Source organism: Enterobacter cloacae complex sp. IR53030 (assembly GCF_049238365.1).
GTDB lineage: Bacteria > Pseudomonadota > Gammaproteobacteria > Enterobacterales > Enterobacteriaceae > Enterobacter > Enterobacter kobei.
The window spans coordinates 97884-116362 of sequence record NZ_JBMKHA010000002.1 but is presented as its reverse complement, the minus strand read 5'-3'; the positions used below and the strand labels follow the sequence as shown (position 1 = coordinate 116362).

General features: G+C 55.9%; 13 protein-coding genes. 9 read left to right on the top strand and 4 right to left on the bottom strand.

Annotated elements, in window-relative coordinates:
* Positions 1-34 precede the first annotated feature (34 nt).
* From fdnI to fdnG, 3 genes are read right to left on the bottom strand one after another with little or no spacing between them, the layout of a single operon-like run.
* The gene (fdnI, locus tag ACOTXR_RS02370; RefSeq protein ID WP_014883910.1) at positions 35-691 is read right to left on the bottom strand and encodes a formate dehydrogenase-N subunit gamma; all 657 of its coding nucleotides are present in this window, start codon (positions 689-691) and stop codon (positions 35-37) included.
* Positions 684-1568 (bottom strand): formate dehydrogenase subunit beta, encoded by an 885-nt coding sequence (fdxH, locus tag ACOTXR_RS02365; protein WP_023330472.1) that lies wholly within the window; start codon positions 1566-1568, stop codon positions 684-686. The genes fdnI and fdxH overlap by 8 nt, the downstream gene beginning before the upstream one ends.
* A gap of 11 nt (positions 1569-1579) precedes the next feature.
* Positions 1580-4627 (bottom strand): formate dehydrogenase-N subunit alpha, encoded by a 3048-nt coding sequence (fdnG, locus tag ACOTXR_RS02360; protein ID WP_139153084.1) that lies wholly within the window; start codon positions 4625-4627, stop codon positions 1580-1582.
* 221 nt (positions 4628-4848) lie between these two features.
* Between fdnG and yddG the strand changes: the two genes are divergently transcribed.
* The 3 genes from yddG (at position 4849) to ACOTXR_RS02345 (ending at position 7917) form a co-directional block, all read left to right on the top strand.
* Positions 4849-5727, top strand: coding sequence for an aromatic amino acid DMT transporter YddG (gene yddG / locus ACOTXR_RS02355; protein WP_023337338.1), 879 nt, complete (start codon positions 4849-4851; stop codon positions 5725-5727).
* Positions 5728-6316: 589 nt separating this feature from the next.
* The gene (gene ompC, locus ACOTXR_RS02350) at positions 6317-7399 is read left to right on the top strand and encodes a porin OmpC (RefSeq protein ID WP_421766975.1); all 1083 of its coding nucleotides are present in this window, start codon (positions 6317-6319) and stop codon (positions 7397-7399) included.
* Between the two features lie 77 nt (positions 7400-7476).
* Positions 7477-7917, top strand: coding sequence for a GFA family protein (locus ACOTXR_RS02345; RefSeq protein WP_058689936.1), 441 nt, complete (start codon positions 7477-7479; stop codon positions 7915-7917).
* Between the two features lie 34 nt (positions 7918-7951).
* Here the strand turns inward: ACOTXR_RS02345 and ACOTXR_RS02340 are convergent, their stop codons facing one another.
* Positions 7952-9439, bottom strand: coding sequence for an MFS transporter (locus tag ACOTXR_RS02340; RefSeq protein WP_058689935.1), 1488 nt, complete (start codon positions 9437-9439; stop codon positions 7952-7954).
* Positions 9440-9555: 116 nt separating this feature from the next.
* On the opposite strand from ACOTXR_RS02340, the gene ACOTXR_RS02335 reads away from it, so the two are divergent.
* From ACOTXR_RS02335 to narI, 6 genes are all read left to right on the top strand, one after another.
* A complete protein-coding gene (locus ACOTXR_RS02335) occupies positions 9556-10131 on the top strand; it encodes a TetR family transcriptional regulator (RefSeq protein WP_047027029.1) in 576 nt (191 codons plus the stop codon).
* Positions 10132-10340: 209 nt separating this feature from the next.
* Entirely contained in the window at positions 10341-11726 is a 1386-nt protein-coding gene (locus ACOTXR_RS02330; protein WP_014883919.1) for a NarK family nitrate/nitrite MFS transporter, read from the top strand.
* 67 nt (positions 11727-11793) lie between these two features.
* Positions 11794-15534 (top strand): nitrate reductase subunit alpha, encoded by a 3741-nt coding sequence (locus ACOTXR_RS02325; RefSeq protein WP_047626109.1) that lies wholly within the window; start codon positions 11794-11796, stop codon positions 15532-15534.
* Positions 15531-17075 carry a nitrate reductase subunit beta gene (gene narH, locus ACOTXR_RS02320; RefSeq protein WP_257410858.1) on the top strand — a complete coding sequence of 515 codons (1545 nt, stop codon included), beginning with the start codon at positions 15531-15533 and terminating at the stop codon, positions 17073-17075. The genes ACOTXR_RS02325 and narH overlap by 4 nt, the downstream gene beginning before the upstream one ends.
* The gene (narW, locus tag ACOTXR_RS02315) at positions 17075-17770 is read left to right on the top strand and encodes a nitrate reductase molybdenum cofactor assembly chaperone (RefSeq protein WP_048996748.1); all 696 of its coding nucleotides are present in this window, start codon (positions 17075-17077) and stop codon (positions 17768-17770) included. Before narH ends, narW begins: the two co-directional genes overlap by 1 nt.
* Complete coding sequence (gene narI / locus ACOTXR_RS02310; protein ID WP_058689934.1) at positions 17767-18447, top strand: respiratory nitrate reductase subunit gamma; 681 nt, start codon at positions 17767-17769, stop codon at positions 18445-18447. The genes narW and narI overlap by 4 nt, the downstream gene beginning before the upstream one ends.
* Positions 18448-18479: the final 32 nt, after the last annotated feature.

The following is an 18479-nucleotide window of genomic DNA, read 5'->3' as shown; positions in this document are numbered from 1 at the left end:
GCAGCGCCGCCGGGCAAAGCCGACGGCGCAGGTCTTACTTCATCCCTTCCGTACTTTCCTGTTTCGCTTCCAGTCGTTCCACATCGCGATACCAGCGCGGGTGATGTTTCTGCGCCCAGCGACGACTCACCTTCCCTTCAATCATTCCTTTAATCGACCCCTTCACCCAGAACGCCATATACATATGGATCAAAATGGCATGGATCAGAATAATGGCTGAGGTGGCGTGGATCAGCAGCGCGTAGCGCACCACCTGAATCGGGAAATACGAGGCAAAATACGGACGCCAGATAATGACGCCCGTCACCAGCAGCACAAAAATCATGCTCATGATGGTCCAGAACATCATCTTTTGTCCGGCATTATATTTGCCTACTTTCGCCACTTTATGCTCGTTGCCCTTCAGCACTTCGACAATTCCTTTTAGCCACGGAATGTCCTGCTTATCCGGGATATTGTGATGGACGAAGCGCACGAACATAAACATCAGCACCACGAAAATCAGCACGCCGAAGAACGGGTGCAGAATGCGTCCCATCTGCGGGGTGCCGAAAGTTTCCGTCAGCCACTGGAGCGTAGGAAAGAAGAACGAGATGCCGGAGACCGCCACCAGGAAGAAGCAAATGACCACCGTCCAGTGACAGGCGCGGTCGACAAACTTCGTGCGCACGATCATTTTCGACTTACTCATGATGCTCCTCCTCGTCGTCATCCACCTCTTTATTTGGCCCGATACCAATGTAGTGATAAATCAGCCCGGCAAAGGTGGCGATAAAGCCCGCTGCAGAGAGCGGTTTGAGCGCCCCTTTCCACAGGTTGATTGAGGTGTCGATCGCCGGATCTTTCGGCAGATTGTGATACAGCTCCGGCTGGTCGTTATGGTGCAGCACGTACATAACGTGCGTACCGCCCACGCCCTGCGGGTTATAAATACCCGCCTTGTCGTAGCCGCGCGCTTTGAGTTTGTCCACCCGCGCCTGCGCCACATCAAGCATCTCTTTCTTGGTGCCGAAGTGAATCGCCCCGGTCGGACAGGTTTTCACACAGGCAGGCTCCTGCCCGACGCTCACGCGGTCCACGCACAGTGTGCATTTATAGACCCGGTTATCCTCTTTATTGAGGCGCGGAATATTAAACGGACAGCCCGCGATGCAGTACCCACAGCCGATGCAGTTGTCCTGCTGGAAGTCGACGATCCCATTGGCATACTGAATAATCGCCCCCGCGGACGGGCATGCCTTCAGACAGCCCGGATCCTCACAGTGCATGCAGCCGTCTTTACGGATTAACCACTCCAGCTTGCCGTTCTGCTCGGTCTCGCTAAAGCGCATCACCGTCCAGGATTTGGCGCTCAGATCCGCCGGATTATCGTAGACCCCGACGCAGTGCCCCACCTCGTCGCGGATATCATTCCACTCCGAACAGGCCACCTGGCAGGCTTTACAGCCCACGCAGGAAGAGACATCGATAAGCTTAGCGACTTCTGCCTTATAGTCCCGCGCACGAGGCGCGGGGGTAATCGGGTTGGTCGCGGAGCGTTTAATAATGTCTTGTGTTTCCATCGCCATTTAATCGCTCCTTACGCTTTCTCGATGTTGACCAGAAACGCTTTGTACTCCGGCGTTTGCGAGTTGGAATCGCCAACGTTTGGCGTCAGGGTATTGGCGATGTAGCCTTTCTGCGCCACCCCTTCAAAGCCCCAGTGCAGCGGAATACCGACCGTCTCCACCTGCTGACCATGAACGTTCAGGCTCTGCAGACGACGGGTCACCACCGCCACCGCACGGATAAAGCCACGCTTGCTGCTCACCTTCACGCAGTCACCGTTGGCAATCCCCTTCGCTTTCGCCAGCGTTTCGCTTATCTCCACAAACTGTTCCGGCTGGGCGATGGCGTTAAGCCGCGCGTGCTTGGTCCAGGTATGGAAATGCTCGGTCAGGCGATAGGTTGTACCCACATACGGGAATTTGTCCTTTTTGCCTAAGCGCAATTCGTCGTCTTCATAGATCCGCACCACCGGGCTGGAGACCACGTTCGGGTGCAGCGGGTTAGTGCCGAGCGGCGTTTCCATCGGCTCGTAGTGTTCCGGGAATGGCCCTTCTGCCAGCTTGTTGAGCGCAAACAGGCGACCCAGCCCTTCCGGCTGCATGATAAACGGCCCGGTGTTGCTGCCCGGCGCGGCGGTGTTGTAGTCCGGGATATCATTCCCTGCCCACTTCGAGCCGTTCCACTGGATCAGCATGCGTTTTGGATCCCACGGCTTGCCGTTCACGTCGGCGGAGGCGCGGTTATACAGCACGCGGCGGTTCAGCGGCCACGCCCAGGCCCAGCCCAGCGTATTGCCCAGCCCGGACGGGTCGGCGTTATCGCGGTTCGCCATCTGGTTACCCTGCTCCGTCCAGCTGCCGGTGTAGATCCAGCAGGAAGATGCCGTGGTACCGTCATTACGCAACAGCGCGAAGCTGTTCAGCAGCTGGCCTTTTTTCGCCACCAGGCTGCCGTTTGCATCATAAATATCCGCCAGCGCAACGCCGTTGTTCTCTTTCGCCACTTCTTCTGACTCTGGACGATCCGGCTGCTTATAGTTCCAGCGCATTTTCAGCAGCGGCTCAGCGCCTTTACCGCCCTCGGAGCGATACATTTCGCGCAGACGATGGTAAATCCCGGCCAGGATCTCACCGTCATTCCGCGCTTCACCCGGCGCCTCCTGGCCTTTCCAGTGCCACTGCAGCCAGCGACCGGAGTTCGCAATGGAGCCATCTTCCTCCGCAAAGCAGGTGGACGGCAGGCGGAACACCTCGGTCTGAATCGACGCCGGATCGACATCGTTCGCTTCACCGTGGTTCTGCCAGAAGGTTGAGGTTTCGGTCACCAGCGGGTCGATGACGACCATGTACTTCAGCTTGCTCAGGCTGCGAACGACTTTGTTCTTGTCCGGGAAGGACGCTACCGGGTTAAAGCCCTGGCAGATATACCCTGTGACGTTCCCCTTATCCATCATGTTGAAATACTTAATGACGTCGTACGCCTGGTCCCACTTCGGCAGCCACTCGAAGCCCCAGTCGTTCTCTTTCTGCGCCGCGTCGCCGTAGAAGGATTTCATCAGGCTGACGTAGAACTTCGGATAGTTGCTCCAGTAGTTCACCTGATCCGGCAGCGTCGCTTTTGGCGTGTTGGCCTCAAGATACGTTTGCAGATTTGCCTGCTTTTCCGACGGCAGCGTCAGGTATCCCGGCAGGCTGGTGGAGAGCAGGCCGAGGTCGGTGAGCCCCTGAATATTGGAGTGACCGCGCAGCGCATTCACGCCGCCCCCTGCCATCCCCATGTTGCCGAGCAGCAGCTGGATCATCGCCATGGTGCGGATGTTCTGCGCACCCACGGTGTGCTGCGTCCAGCCCAGCGCATACAGGAAGGTCGTTGTTCTGTCTGCCGCACTGGTGGAGGCCAGCACTTCGCACACTTTCAGGAAGTCCGCTTTCGGCGTACCGCAGATGTTCTCCACCACGTCCGGCGTATAGCGGGAAACATGCTGCTTCAGCAGGTTCCACACGCAGCGCGGGTGCGTCAGTGTTTCATCGCGCATCGCATAGCCGTTTTCGTCGAACTGATAGTTCCACGAGGACTTGTCATACTGGCGTTTTTCCGCGTCATAGCCGCTGAACAGCCCGTCGTCGAAGGCAAAGTCATCCCGCACCAGCAGGTTTGCGTTGGTGTAGTGCTTAACGTATTCCGCGTTAATTTTGTTGTTTTCGATCAAGTACAGCAGTACGCCGGACAGGAACGTAATGTCCGTACCGGAGCGGATCGGCGCATAGATATCGGCCACCGAAGCCGTGCGCGTAAAGCGCGGATCGACGACGATCAGCGTCGCATCGTTGTTGTTTTTCGCTTCCATCGCCCAGCGGAATCCCACCGGATGGGCTTCAGCGGCGTTACCGCCCATTACCACCACGACGTTAGCGTTTTTGATATCAACCCAGTGGTTGGTCATCGCACCGCGACCAAATGTTGGAGCAAGACTTGCTACCGTTGGTCCGTGTCAGACGCGCGCCTGGTTATCAACCGCCAGCATGCCGAGAGAGCGCACAAATTTTTGCGTCAGCATGCCGGTTTCATTACTGGCCGCAGAGGCACATAACATACCGGTGGAAAGCCAGCGGTTGACCGTCACCCCCTCTGCATTCTTTTCAACAAAGTTGGCGTCGCGGTCGGCTTTCATTAATTTTGCAATACGGGAGAAGGCCTCATCCCAGGAAATACGCTGCCATTTGTCCGAACCTGGCGCACGATATTCCGGATAACGCAGGCGGTTTTCGCTGTGAACGTAGTCCAGCAGACCCGCGCCTTTCGGGCATAACGCCCCGCGGCTCACCGGATGATCCGGGTCCCCTTCAATATGATAAATCGCTTCTCTGGCGTTCTTCGCGCCATCACCCAGGCTGTACATCAAAAGCCCACAACCCACGGAGCAGTATGTGCAGGTGTTACGGATCTCTTTCGCGCGCAGCAGTTTATAGTTGCGTGCCTGAGCCAGCGCCATTTTAGGAGCGAATCCCAGCATAGCGGCTGTTGTTCCGGCCATACCGCCCGCGCAGATTTTAAAAAATTGTCTGCGGCTGACGTCCATTGTTGTCCTCGTGTTCAAATAAGACTTCGCGCCGCAAACTAACAGCAAAACCCCTTTTTTTTTTGCGTCAAATCAAGGTCGCGTGACTTCGCCCTCTTAATGGTCACCGCTCGCGCCTTCAAATAATCCTTTAGGGTTAAACACATGCGAGAATAATTCGCAACAGCGTCTGGATTAATGCTATATCTTTTTCCTTTAATTTTTTTAGCGATGAAGACGTAATGGACAGAAAGAGAGCAACGCTTATCGGGCTGGCAGCGATTCTGTTGTGGAGCACAATGGTGGGCCTGATTCGTAGCGTGAGTGAGGGGCTGGGACCCGTCGGCGGTGCGGCGATGATATACACCCTCAGCGGATTATTGTGTCTGGTAACGGTGGGATTTCCTGATATTAAACGCTTTTCACCCAGGTATCTTATTGCTGGCAGCGTACTTTTTGTCAGTTACGAAATTTGCCTTGCCCTGTCGTTAGGCTATGCCGCCACGCGAGCGCAGGCCATTGAAGTGGGGATGGTCAATTATCTCTGGCCGAGCCTGACGATCGTCTTTGCTATTTTGTTCAACGGACAGAAATCAACTCTGTGGGTTATCCCCGGCTTAGTCCTTGCACTGCTCGGTGTATGTTGGGTATTAGGGGGTGAGCAAGGATTACACCCCGATGAAATAATACGCAATATTGTATCGAATCCACTCAGCTATGCGCTGGCTTTTGCCGGGGCATTTATCTGGGCGGCCTACTGCACGGTAACCCGTAAATTTGCTAACGGGCAAAACGGCATTACCCTGTTTGTTTTGCTGACGGCACTGAGCCTGTGGGTGAAATATGCGCTGAGCGATCAGCCGGAAATGGTCTTCACTGTTCCGGTTGTCGTGAAACTCGTTATGTGTGGTGTGGCGCTAGGGTTAGGTTATGCCGCCTGGAATGTTGGCATTCTGCACGGTAACGTCACGGTGCTGGCCGCCGTATCCTATTTTACTCCCGTACTCTCTGCCGCGCTTGCCGCCGTGCTGCTGAGTTCCCCCCTCTCTTTCTCGTTCTGGCAAGGCGCGCTGATGGTCTGCGTCGGGTCATTGCTTTGCTGGTACGCCACCAAAAAATAATTCCGGGTCAGCTGTCGGGTAATATTCATCCCGACAGCAAAAAATTAACATAAATTTAATATTTGGGCGCGCGTTTAACTTCTGTTTATATTACCTTCTTTTCGTAAATTTGCGTCTCTTAATATTGACGCAAACTGACACCGCTATGTGATTAATTGCCGTCAAATACTCACAATATTAATAGCACAAAGTGCAATAGTATGTTTCTGTGTGTTTCTGTCTAAGCAACGGAATTTCCGTGCAATTAAGGGCGCAAGGCCGCCACTTTCGGTTAAATACACTCTACCACCCCAACCAAAAGAACGGCATTACCGATAATTAACATATTTTATAACAACCCAATGAAACTATATTGACGGAAATAAACCCCACCCAAAATTGATTAAATACTCATCATTTCAGGCTATTTTTAGGCCATTTATCCGATCTCGATCACACTAAATGAAATTATTATTAATATTTTGAAACTTATTATTGAAAGAGGACTACAAGATTTTTAAAAATAACGTGCCATTGACGAGCAGCCTCGTTTAAAACTCGTTCAAAGTGGCTCAGGAAATACCTAAGAAAATTATAAGGAATATTTAAGATGAAACTTAAATTAGTTGCAGTGGCAGTGACTTCCATGTTGGCAGCAGGCGTTGTAAACGCGGCTGAAGTTTATAACAAAGACGGTAACAAGCTGGATCTGTACGGTAAAGTAACAGGTCTGCATTATTTCTCTGATGACGCTGGCAACGACGGCGACAAAACTTACGTTCGTCTGGGCTTCAAAGGTGAAACTCAGATCAACGATCAGCTGACCGGTTACGGCCAGTGGGAATATGAGTTCAAAGGCAACCGTTCTGAATCCCAGGGCACTGACGGCAGCAAAACGCGTCTGGCCTTCGCAGGTCTGAAATTCAACGAATTCGGTTCTTTCGACTACGGTCGTAACTACGGTGTTGCTTACGACATCGGCGCATGGACTGACGTTCTGCCAGAGTTCGGTGGTGATACCTGGACGCAGACTGATGGCTTTATGACTGGCCGTACGACTGGCGTTGCAACCTACCGTAACACCGACTTCTTCGGTCTGGTTGACGGTCTGAACTTCGCTGCTCAGTACCAGGGTAAAAACGATGACCGTAACATCACCGAAGCGAACGGTGACGGCTGGGGTCTGTCTTCTACCTATGAAATGGACGGCTTCGCTGTTGGTGCCACCTACGCGAAATCTGACCGTATTGACCGTCAGGTTGCTGCAGGTCGCGTAGCCAATACCGTTAACGCTGGCGGTGAAAACGCAGAAGTTTGGGCTGCTGGTCTGAAATACGATGCGAACAACATCTACCTGGCAACCACCTACTCTGAAACCCGCAACATGACCAACTTCGGTGACGGTTATATCGCGAACAGAGCTCAGAACTTCGAAGTTGTTGCTCAGTATCAGTTCGACTTCGGTCTGCGTCCATCCATCGCTTACCTGAAATCCAAAGGTAAAGATCTGGGTTCATACGGCGACCAGGATCTGGTTGAATACGTTGACGTTGGCGCGAGCTACTACTTCAACAAAAACATGTCTACCTATGTTGATTACAAAATCAACCTGGTTGACGACAACAGCTTCACCAAAGCAACTGGCGTTGCTACCGACAACATCGTTGCTGTCGGCCTGACCTACCAGTTCTAAGATTTGTCACGCTAAAAAGCCAGCCCATGTGGCTGGCTTTTTTTATACGGATTTCTGGCGTCAAAAAGGAGAACGCCATGCACCTGTTCAAAGGACGCTGCTTATGCGGAATGAGTCAGTTCAGCGTGAGCCTCAACCATTTTGATGTATATGCCTGTCACTGTAAGCAATGCCAGAAGTGGTCAGGCGGCATTGCCATGTATCTTGAGACGCAGGGCGAGCCGCTTGTGGAGCAAGATTCCATTGCTCCGTCTCATTTCGCCTCATCCGCACGCGGAGAACGCTGGTTTTGTCCAGGCTGCGGCTGCCCGCTGTGGTTCAAACTGACCGCAACGGCGCGCTATTTTATTCCCTGGACGCTGCTTGAGATGAGCGAAGATGAACGACGTCGGCTGGTACTTGCAGCAGAAATCTACACTGAAACGCAACCCGCGTTTTTTGGCCTGACCGGGCAATACGCACGCTACAGCGGTTCGGAAATTGAAGCACGAGATGAACACTGCCTGCTAACGCCGTAAACTGCTGCCCGGCCAGCCTGCGCACCAGGCTTGTTTACTGCTTTGGCACCTTCGCCAGGCTAAACCACATTCCTGCCGCCAGCAGCAACAGCATGACCCCCGCACTCCCCAGCGCCACGCTGTGGGAGGTAATAAACGCACTTTTCGCCGCCTCCGTCACCGAAGCCGCCAGTGCTGGCGTGAGATCCTGCGCCACCTTCATCGCCTCGCCGATGGATGATGAGGCTTTGTCGACGAGAGACGCATTCAGCCCCTGCGGCAAATCAATCGACGCAGAGAAACTGCGGGTCAGCAGCAGACCAAAAATAGCGATCCCAAGCCCGGCCCCCAGTTCATAAGACATGGTTTCAATCGCCCCGGCAGCGGCGGCCTTTTCTTTCGGCGCGGCGGCCATGATTGCAGAGGTCGAGGCCAGCAGCGCGCTGGCGGCGCTGAAGCCCAACAGCACCATCAGGCTCCACGCCTGCCACTGCTGCGTGCTGAAATCGAGCATCGAGAGGCCGATGAAACTGACCGCGCTGAGCCCCATGCCACCCGCAGCGACAATGCGTAGCCCCAGACGCCCCACCAGTACTCCGGCGATCGGCCCGCTAAACCCGCTCGCCACCATGACCGGAAGCATAAACATGCCGGCTTCGAATGGCGTAAAGCCGTGAACGAATTGCAATTCCTGCGCCATCAGCAGCTCAAAGCCCACCAGCGCGATCATCGCCGTCATCGCCATCACCACACCGCTGAGAATGATGCGGTGACAAAACAGGCGCATGTCGATCATTGGCACGCGGGCGCGCAGTTGAATACGCACGAAAATCAACAGCATCACAGCCCCGGTAAGCAACGTACAGGCTACCAGCCACGGCGACAGCACGCCTTTCAACGCGGTTTTGGCGCTGTAGACCAGCAGCAGGATCGCCACAATCAGCATGATGGCATGGCTGATATTCAGCGGCTGCTCAGGACGCCCCTGTTGACGGGGTACAAAACGCGCGGCCAGCAACACCACCACCAGCACGATCGGGACGTTGATCAAAAACACCGATCCCCAGTAGAAATGCTCAAGCAGGATACCGCCAATCAGCGGACCAAATGCCGCCCCACCTGAACCCACGGCCGCCCAGACGCCAAGCGCGATATTACGATCCCGCGCGTCGGTAAACAGCGTGCGGATCCCGGCCAGCGTGGCCGGAATGATCATCGCCGCACCGATTGCAAGCGAGGCGCGCGCCGCAATCAGCCACCCGGCTGACGGTGCAAAGGCTGCCGCCAGGGACGACACCCCGAACAGCATGCTGCCGATCATTAACAATCGTTTAAACCCCATGCGGTCACCGAGTGCGCCCATCGGCAGCACCATACCCGCCATCACCAGCGAGTAGATGTCGATAATCCACAGTAATTCGTTACCGCTGGCGCCCAGCGTCATGCTCAATGTCGGCGCCGCCACGTGCAGCACCGTCGCGTCGATCGCGACCGGGATATAAACCAGCACGATAATCACTAACGCTAACCACTGACGAAACATAAATTTCCTTTTCATTTTAAACATGGACACATGTCCAGAATGCGATCCTACGTAAAGTTGAACGAGTGTCCAGCTTTTTGTTACACTCGTTTCATTCCCATTGAGAGTGAGTAAACATGCGATATCTGAGCAAGGATGAACGGCGGGAAGCAATCTTACAGGCCGCCATGCGCGTGGCGCTCGCCGAGGGGCTGGCGGCGATGACGGTGCGGCGCATTGCGACTGAAGCGGGCGTCGCTACCGGGCAGGTGCATCACCACTTTGCCTCCGGCGGTGAGTTGAAATCGCTGGCATTCGTTCGCCTGATCCGCGAGCTATTAGATGCCGACGTAGCGGATGAACGTGCCACCTGGCGGGAACGGTTGCACAGCATGCTCGGCAGCGACGACGGTAAGTTTGAGCCTTATATCCGCCTGTGGCGGGAAGCGCAAATTCTCGCCAGCCGGGATCCCGAGATCAAAGCGGCTTATGTCCTGACCATGGAGATGTGGCATCACGAGACGGTGGTTATTATCCGTGCCGGGGCGGAAGCAAGGGCATTCACACTCACCGATCGGGCGGAAAATATTGCCTGGCGTTTGATAGGGCTGGTTTGCGGCCTGGATGGGATCACCGTATTAAATATGCCGGAAATGGACGATGCGGCGCTAAATAAACATCTCGACAAACTTATCACGCTGGAATTGTGTTAATACTCCTTCTGGAGTATTAATTCCCGCAACACTTACAATTGGTAACATATTAAGCGCTCCGCAATTTCCATTCTCACCTCAGGGGCGCGCTTTTTTATCTATCCTTTCAGATGTATCCCATAACATCCAATAAATCCAACAGCAAATTCTCACTCATCTTTTTGTTTTTACTTCTTTTTTCTTTCCATTAAGGTAAGCAAGAGGGCGCTATGTCGCAACAAAGTGAAAAGAATAATCCGCATCTGTTGAGTAACTGGAAACCTGAAAACGCGCAATTCTGGGAGAATAAAGGAAAACATATCGCACGAAGAAATCTATGGATTTCTGTGGCTTGCCTGCTATTAGCGTTTTGCGTCTGGATGTTATTTAGCGCCATCGCCGTCAACCTGAATAAAGTCGGATTTAATTTCACCACCGATCAGCTTTTTATGCTAACAGCATTACCTTCTCTCTCCGGTGCGATATTGCGCGTCCCCTACTCATTTATGGTACCGATATTCGGTGGGCGTTACTGGACGGTATTGAGTACCGTCATCCTGATTATCCCCTGCGTGTGGCTGGGAATTGCCATTCAAAACCCCGCGACGCCGTACTGGATCTTTATCATCATCGCCCTGCTCTGCGGATTTGCTGGCGCTAACTTCGCATCGAGCATGGGCAACATCAGCTTTTTCTTCCCGAAATCCAGACAGGGCAGTGCGCTGGGCATCAACGGCGGGCTGGGCAACCTGGGCGTCAGCGTGATGCAGCTGGTTGCGCCGCTGGTCATTTTCCTCCCGATGTTCACCTTCCTCGGGGTGCACGGCGTGCCACAGGAGGATGGCTCGACGATGTGGCTGGCAAACGCGGCCTGGATCTGGGCCCCCCTCCTGCTGCTGGCAACCATTGCGGCGTTTTTTGGCATGAACGATATTGCCAGCTCAAAGGCCTCCATCGCCAGCCAGCTTCCGGTCCTGAAACGCTTTCACCTCTGGCTGCTAAGCCTGCTCTATCTGGCGACCTTCGGCTCATTTATCGGTTTCTCGGCGGGCTTTGCCATGCTGTCGAAAACCCAGTTTCCGGACGTGAACATCCTGCACCTCGCCTTCTTTGGTCCCCTGATCGGCGCGCTGGCCCGCTCGGCGGGCGGGATGATCTCCGACAAACTGGGCGGCGTGCGGGTGACGCTGATCAACTTCGTCTTTATGGCGATTTTTAGCGCCCTGATTTTCCTGACGCTTCCGGGCTCAGGTTCAGGCAGTTTCTTCGCCTTCTATCTGGTGTTTATGGGGCTGTTCCTCACTGCCGGACTGGGCAGCGGCTCCACCTTCCAGATGATCGCGATTATTTTCCGCCAAATTACCCTCGACCGCGTCAAAAAGCAGGGCGGCACGGACGAGCAGGCGCAGCATGAAGCGGTGACCGAAACAGCGGCCGCGCTGGGCTTTATCTCTGCCATCGGCGCCGTGGGCGGCTTCTTCATTCCCAAAGCGTTTGGCACCTCGCTGGCGATGACCGGATCGCCGGTCGGGGCCATGAAAGTGTTCCTCGTGTTTTACATCGTCTGTGTCCTTGTCACCTGGCTAGTGTACGGCCGCAAATCGTCACAAAAATAATAAAGACCTCTTTGCCGGAGCGGGATGCACCCCCCTCCGGCCATGCTATCGAAGCAGGAGAAATGTCATGAGCAAACTGTTGGACCGCTTTCGTTACTTCAAAACTAAAGGCGACAGTTTCGCCGATGGGCACGGGCAGGTGTATCACACCAACCGCGACTGGGAAGACAGCTATCGTCAGCGCTGGCAGTTCGACAAGATTGTGCGCTCCACCCACGGCGTGAACTGTACCGGCTCCTGTAGCTGGAAGATTTATGTCAAAAATGGCCTGGTGACCTGGGAAACCCAGCAAACCGACTATCCACGCACCCGCCCTGACCTGCCCAACCACGAACCGCGCGGCTGCCCGCGTGGCGCAAGCTATTCCTGGTATCTCTACAGCGCCAACCGTCTCAAATACCCGCTGGTGCGCCGCAGGTTAATTGAACTCTGGCGAGAAGCGCTGGCGCAGCATACCGATCCGGTGCTGGCCTGGGATGCCATTCAGAACGATCCGCAGAAAGCGCAGAGCTACAGGAAAGCGCGCGGAAAAGGCGGTTTTATCCGCTCAAACTGGAAAGAGCTGAACCAGCTGATTGCCGCCGCCAACGTCTGGACCATCAAAAATTATGGCCCCGATCGCGTCGCCGGTTTTTCCCCTATCCCGGCGATGTCGATGGTCTCTTACGCCGCCGGGACCCGCTATCTCTCGCTGCTGGGCGGCACCTGCCTGAGCTTTTATGACTGGTACTGCGATCTGCCTCCGGCCTCCCCAATGACCTGGGGTGAGCAGACCGATGTGCCGGAATCAGCAGACTGGTATAACTCCAGCTACATCATTGCCTGGGGCTCGAACGTGCCGCAGACGCGTACCCCGGACGCCCACTTTTTCACTGAGGTGCGCTACAAAGGCACCAAAACCGTCGCCATTACGCCGGACTTCTCGGAAGTCGCGAAGCTGAGCGACCAGTGGCTGGCGCCTAAACAGGGCACCGACAGCGCTCTCGCCATGGCAATGGGCCATGTGATCCTTAAAGAGTTCCACCTCGATAACCCGAGCGACTACTTCCTCAACTACTGCCGCCGCTACACCGACATGCCGATGCTGGTCCTGCTGGACGAACAGGCCGATGGTCGCGTCGTACCGGGGCGGATGCTGCGGGCCTCAGACCTTGTCGACGGGCTGGGTGAAGCCAATAATCCTGAATGGAAAACGGTCGCCTTTGATATTGCAGGGAACCTGGTGGTGCCAAACGGTTCCATCGGCTTCCGCTGGGGAGAAAAAGGCAAATGGAACCTGGAGCCCCGGGCGGCAGGCCATGAAAGCGAGCTGACCCTCTCCCTGCTGATTACGCACGATAGCGTCGCAGATGTCGCCTTCCCCTACTTTGGCGGTAATGAGAACCCGCATTTTCGCAGCGTGAAGCAGGAGCCGGTGCTGACGCGCCGCGTGCCGAGCAAAACCCTGACGCTCGCCGACGGTCGCGAGAAACGGGTGGTCAGCGTTTACGATCTGGTGCTGGCGAACTACGGCCTCGATCGTGGTCTGCAGGACAGTAACGCCGCAGACAGCTATGACCAGATCAAAGCCTACACTCCCGCCTGGGGAGAGCAGATCACCGGCGTACCCGCGTATCTGATTGAAAAAATCGCCCGCGAGTTTGCCGACACGGCGCACAAAACGCACGGGCGGTCGATGATTATCCTCGGTGCCGGGGTGAATCACTGGTACCACATGGACATGAACTACCGCGGGATGATCAACATGCTGGTCTTCTGCGGCTGCGTCGGGCAGAGCGGTGGCGGCTGGTCGCACTATGTGGGCCAGGAGAAACTGCGTCCGCAAACCGGCTGGCTGCCGCTGGCCTTTGCGCTGGACTGGAACCGCCCGCCACGTCAGATGAACAGCACGTCATTCTTTTACAACCACGCCAGCCAGTGGCGCTATGAGAAGCTGACCGCGCAGGAGCTCCTCTCCCCGCTGGCCGATGCCACCCAATTTACCGGGCACCTGATCGACTTCAACGTTCGCGCCGAGCGCATGGGCTGGTTGCCCTCGGCGCCGCAGCTCAACCTGAACCCTTTGCACATTAAGGCACGTGCCGATGCGGCGGGCATGACGCCGCAGGACTACACCGTTCAGGGGCTAAAATCGGGTGACGTTCGCTTCGCCTGCGAGCAACCCGATAACGGCAAGAACCACCCGCGTAACCTGTTTGTCTGGCGCTCTAACCTGCTTGGCTCGTCCGGGAAAGGTCACGAGTACATGCTGAAATACCTGCTCGGCACCGAGAGCGGCATTCAGGGTGAAGATTTGGGTTCCACAGACGACGTGAAGCCTGAAGAGGTCGAATGGCAAACCGCAGCCATCGAGGGCAAGCTCGATCTGCTGGTGACGCTCGACTTCCGCATGTCCAGCACCTGTCTGTTCTCCGATATCGTCCTGCCGACTGCCACCTGGTACGAAAAAGACGATATGAATACCTCGGACATGCACCCGTTTATTCACCCGCTCTCAGCCGCCGTCGATCCGGCGTGGGAATCGCGCAGCGACTGGGAGATCTACAAAGGCATCGCCAGGGTCTTCTCCGAGGTGTGCGTCGGTCACCTGGGCACCGAAACCGACGTGGTTCTGCAACCGTTGCAGCACGACTCTCCGGCGGAACTCTCTCAGCCGTTTGATATCCAGGACTGGCGCAAAGGTGAATGCGATTTGATCCCCGGCAAAACCGCGCCAAACATTGCGGTCGTTGAGCGAAACTACCCGGAAACTTACGAGCGCTTTACGTCTCTTGGCCCTCTGATGGACAAGCTCGGTAACGGCGGAAAAGGCATATCGTGGAATACTCAGAACGAGGTCGATTTCCTCGGCAAGCTCAATTACGTCAAGCCCGACGGCCCGGCAAAAGGTCGTCCGCGGATTGAAACCGCCATTGACGCTTCAGAGGTGATCCTCGCCCTCGCGCCGGAAACCAACGGTCAGGTGGCGGTGAAGGCCTGGCAAGCGCTTGGGGAGTTGACCGGACGTGACCATACGCATCTGGCGCTGAACAAAGAAGACGAGAAAATTCGCTTCCGCGACATCCAGGCGCAGCCGCGCAAAATCATCTCCAGCCCAACCTGGTCCGGTCTTGAGAGCGAGCATGTCTCCTATAACGCGGGTTATACCAACGTTCATGAGCTAATCCCCTGGCGCACCCTTTCCGGTCGTCAGCAGTTGTATCAGGATCACACGTGGATGCGTGCTTTCGGGGAGAGTCTGGTGGCCTACCGTCCGCCGATTGATACCCGTAGCGTGAGCCATATGCGCGAGATCCCGCCGAACGGCTTCCCGGAAAAAGCGCTTAACTTCCTGACGCCGCATCAGAAATGGGGCATTCACTCCACCTACAGCGAAAACCTCCTGATGCAGACCCTGTCGCGCGGCGGGCCGATTGTCTGGATAAGCGAGACCGACGCGCGTGAGCTGGGCATTGAGGACAACGACTGGATCGAAGCCTTTAACGCTAACGGCGCCCTCACCGCCCGCGCGGTAGTCAGCCAGCGCGTGCCGCCGGGCATGACCATGATGTACCACGCTCAGGAGCGCATTCTGAACATTCCGGGCTCTGAAGTGACCGGCCGGCGCGGGGGGATCCACAACTCCGTTACCCGCGTCTGCCCGAAACCGACGCACATGATCGGCGGCTATGCGCAGCTGGCGTACAGCTTTAACTATTACGGCACCGTCGGCTCGAACCGCGACGAATTCATCATGATCCGCAAAATGAAAAACATTAACTGGCTGGATGGCGAAGGTCGGGATCAGGTACAGGAGACGAAAAAATGAAAATACGCTCACAGGTTGGCATGGTTCTGAATCTCGATAAATGCATCGGCTGCCACACCTGCTCGGTCACCTGTAAGAACGTCTGGACCGGGCGTGAAGGCATGGAATATGCGTGGTTCAACAACGTCGAAACCAAGCCGGGCATTGGCTATCCAAAAAACTGGGAAGACCAGGATGAGTGGCAAGGCGGCTGGATCCGCGGGATCCACGGCAAACTGACCCCGCGTCTCGGCGGCAAAATGGGCGTTCTGTCGAAAATTTTCGCTAACCCTGTTCTGCCGCAAATTGACGATTACTATGAACCCTTCACCTTTGATTATCAGGACCTGCATCGCGCCCCGGAGGGGGATCATCTCCCTACCGCTCGCCCTCGCTCGCTGATTGACGGCAAGCGGATGGATAAAATCGGTTGGGGGCCTAACTGGGAGGAGCTGCTGGGCGGTGAGTTCGAAAAGCGCGCCCGCGACCGCAACTTTCAGAAGATCCAGAAGGAGATGTACGGCCAGTTTGAAAATACCTTCATGATGTACCTGCCGCGCCTGTGCGAGCACTGTCTGAACCCGAGCTGCGTCGCCACCTGCCCGAGCGGTGCCATCTACAAGCGCGAAGAGGACGGCATTGTGCTGATCGATCAGGACAAATGCCGCGGCTGGCGTCTGTGTATCAGCGGTTGTCCGTACAAGAAAATCTACTTCAACTGGAAGAGCGGTAAATCCGAGAAATGCATCTTCTGCTACCCGCGCATTGAGTCCGGCCAGCCGACCGTTTGCTCAGAAACCTGCGTCGGGCGTATTCGCTATCTCGGCGTGCTGCTGTACGACGCGGACCGCATTGAAGAAGCGGCCAGCACCGAGCACGAAACCGATCTGTACGAACGTCAGTGCGACGTGTTCTTGAACCCGCACGATCCGGCGGTCATCGAAGAAGCGCTGAAACAGGGCATTCCGGCGAACGTCATTGAGGCAGCGCAAAAATCGCCTGTTTATAAAATGGCGATGGACTGGAAGCTGGCTCTGCCGCTGCACCCGGAATACCGCACCCTGCCGATGGTCTGGTACGTGCCACCGCTGTCACCGATTCAGTCCTACGCGGATGCCGGCGGCCTGCCGCAGAGTGATGGCGTGCTGCCTGCTGTCGAAAGCCTGCGCATCCCGGTGCAGTATCTGGCAAATATGCTTAGCGCAGGTGACCCAGGCCCGGTGCTGCGTGCTCTGAAACGCATGATGGCGATGCGCCACTACAAACGCTCCCAGACCGTGGAAGGCGTGACCGATACTCGCGCCATCGAAGAAGTCGGGCTGACCGAAGCGCAGGTTGAGGAGATGTACCGCTATCTGGCTATTGCGAATTACGAAGATCGCTTCGTGATCCCCACCAGCCACCGTGAAATGGCGCGCGACGCGTTCCCGGAGAAAAACGGCTGCGGCTTCACCTTTGGTGACGGTTGCCACGGCTCCGACACCAAATTCAACCTCTTCAACAGCAGCCGCATCGATGCCATCAACATTACCGAGGTGCGCGAACATGGGGAGGGAGAATAATGCAGATCCTCAAGATCGTCGCGCTGCTGATTGAGTATCCCGATGACACGCTGTGGGAGAACCGTGAAGAAGCGCTCTCGTTGATTGCGCAGGACGCGCCCATGCTGCTGCCGTTTGCCCGACAGCACCTGAGCGCCCCGCTGCTGGATAAACAGGCCGAGTGGTGTGAAGTGTTCGAACGCGGGCGCGCGACCTCGCTGCTGCTGTTCGAGCACGTTCACGCCGAATCCCGCGATCGCGGTCAGGCGATGGTTGACCTGATGAGTCAGTATGAAAAAGCGGGCCTGGTGCTGGACTGCCGTGAACTGCCGGATTACCTGCCGCTCTATCTGGAATATCTCAGCATCGTAACCGACGACGAAGCGCGTGAGGGATTGCAGAACGTCGCGCCAATCCTCGCCCTGGTTGGCGGTCGTCTGAAACAGCGCGGCGTGGCGCATTATCAGCTGTTTGACGCCCTGCTCGCCCTCGCCGGAAGCCGCCTTTCAAGTGACAGTGTCACTCAACAGGTGTCAGGCGAGAAACGCGACGACACCCGCCAGGCGCTGGATGCCGTGTGGGAAGAGGAACAGGTGAAGTTTATCGAAGACAACGCCACTTCGTGCGACAGCTCGCCGATGCAGCACTATCAACGACGCTTTAGCCAGGACGTCGCGCCGCAGTACGTGGACGTCAGTGCCGGAGGCCCAAAATGACACATTACCTGAACGTGTTTTTCTATGACATTTATCCCTACATCTGCGCCACCGTTTTTTTCCTCGGCAGCTGGTTGCGTTACGACTACGGGCAGTACACCTGGCGCGCCTCGTCGAGCCAGATGCTCAGCAAACGCGGTATGAACTGGGCCTCTAACCTGTTTCACATCGGGATCCTGGGGATTTTCTTCGGCCACCTGTTCGGCATGTTAACCCCGCACTGGATGTATGCCTGGTTTTTGCCCGTCGCGGTTAAACAGCAGTTGGCCATGATTGCGGGCGGGATTTGCGGCGTGCTGACACTCATCGGTGGGTCAATCCTACTGATCCGCCGCCTGTTCAACCAGCGCGTGCGTGCAACGTCCACCACGCCGGATATCATCATCATGAGTATCCTGCTGATCCAGTGCATTCTTGGGCTGTCGACCATTCCGTTCTCCGCTCAGTATCCGGACGGAAGCGAGATGATGAAGCTGGTCGGCTGGGCACAGGGGATCGTGACGTTTAAGGGCGGCTCGTCGGAGATGTTAAGCGGCGTGGCACCGATCTTCCGCGTACATCTGGTGCTGGGAATGACGATCTTCCTTATCTTCCCGTTCACCCGCCTGGTCCACGTCTGGAGCGCGCCGTTTGAGTATTTTACCCGGCGGTATCAGGTGGTGAGATCGCGCCGCTGAATGTGTCGGGTGGCGGCTACGCCTTACCCGAC